Source organism: Methylopila musalis, assembly GCF_042679725.1.
Classification (GTDB): domain Bacteria; phylum Pseudomonadota; class Alphaproteobacteria; order Rhizobiales; family Methylopilaceae; genus Methylopila; species Methylopila musalis.
Window position 1 is genome coordinate 1 of sequence record NZ_JBHTMX010000331.1, and the last position, 1,661, is coordinate 1,661.

General features: G+C 70.7%; 2 protein-coding genes. One reads left to right on the top strand and one right to left on the bottom strand.

What is annotated here, in order from left to right:
• On the top strand, nucleotides 1-168 hold a 168-nt coding region (locus ACFQ4O_RS17335; RefSeq protein ID WP_378777606.1), incomplete at its 5' end, for an orotidine 5'-phosphate decarboxylase / HUMPS family protein.
• Between the two features lie 901 nt (nucleotides 169-1,069).
• Here the strand turns inward: ACFQ4O_RS17335 and ACFQ4O_RS17340 are convergent.
• Nucleotides 1,070-1,661: DUF1499 domain-containing protein (locus tag ACFQ4O_RS17340; protein ID WP_378777604.1), on the bottom strand; the 592-nt coding region annotated here is incomplete at its 5' end.

Consider the following 1,661-nt stretch of genomic DNA (forward strand, 5'->3'; position numbering starts at 1 on the left):
GTGCGGCCCGCGGGCGCGGCGCTCGGCGACCAGAAGCGCGTGGCGACGCCCGCCGACGCCATCCGCAACGGCGCCGACCACATCGTGGTGGCTCGCCCCGTGCTCACCGCCCCCGACCCCCGCGCCGCGGCCGAAGCGATCGTCGCCGAAATCGCGGGCGTCGCCTGACTCGAACGCGACCCGGCGGGACGCGGTGCGCCTCTTTTCTTGTCCCGGACTTGATCCGGGACCCAGAACCGCTGAGCGTTCCGAACGGTACGCGACGGGTGGGGCGCTTTATCCTCGTGTGCTGACGTCTCTGGGTCCCGGCTCAAGGCCGGGACAAGGAAGTGGGGCGCCTGCGCTTCTTCGTCATGACGCGCATCCAACTCCCGCGGCGCCCCTTCCCTTGTCCCGGACTTGATCCGGGACCTAGAACCGCTGAGCGTTCCAAACAGCACGCGACGGGTGGGGCGCTTTATTCTCGTGCGTTGACGTTTCTGGGTCCCGGCTCAAGGCCGGGACAAGAAAGTGAGGCGCCCGCGCTTCTTCGCCATGACGCGCAGCCAATTCCCGCGACGCCCCTTCTCTTGTCCCGGACTTGATCCGGGACCCAGAACCGCTGAGTGTTCCGAATAGGACGCGACGGGTGGGGCGCGCTATCCTCACGCGCTGACGTTTCTGGGTCCCGGCTCAAGGCCGGGACAAGAAAGTGGGGCGCCCCCTTTTTTCGTCATGACGCGCAGCCAATTCCTGCGGCGCTCCTTCCGTTGTCCCGGACTTGATCCGGGACCCAGAACCGCTGAGCTTTCCAGACAGCGCGCGACGGGTGGGGCCCTTTATCCTCACGCGCTGACGTTTCTGGGTCCCGGATCAAGTCCGGGACAAGAAGGTGGGCGCCCGCGCTTCTTCGTTATGACGCGCAGCCATTCCTGCGGCGCTCCTTCCCTTGTCCCGGACTTGATCCGGGACCCAGAACCGCTGAGCGTTCCGAACGGCACGCGACGGGCGGGGCGTTTTATCCTCGCACGCTGACGTTTCTGGGTCCCGGCTCAAGGCCGGGACAAGGAAGAGGCGTGCGACGACGCCCTCAGGGCGTCGCGGCGGCGGCGAGGTCGGCGAGGAAGGTCTGCACCCGCTCAGCGTTGGCGCCGAGATCGAGCCCCTCGAAGCGCGAGGCGGAACGCATGTCGACCACGGCGCCGTCGCCGTCCGGTCGGGCGCGCAGCGCCACGTCCGCGGGCAGGCCGAGCACGGCCGAGCGGGCGGTGGCCTCGATCCGGAGCCGCGGCGGGCCGCCGCGCGGATAGGCGGTGGGGCCGACGAGCCGCCACCCGCGCTGCTCCATCAGCCCGAGCGCCAGATTGACGGCCTCCTCCGGCGACACACTGAGCTTCAGCGGCGCGATGTCGGGATAGGCCGCCTGCTGACGGCCGGCGTCCAGGGCGGGTGTCGCGCCGGGCCGCGCGCGCTCGAACAGCGGCGGATCGGCCGGATCGCTCGCCACGTCGTCGAGCGAGGGCGTCGCGACGGCGCGGCTCAGCGCGTAGGCCGGAGCCGCGAGCGTGAGCGCGGCGATCAGCAACGCGAAGAACGAGCGGCCGCCGCCGCGCACGCCCGTGCGCCAGACGACCACCATGGCGAGCACGGCCGTCACCGCCGCGAGACCCGCCAGCGCGAGG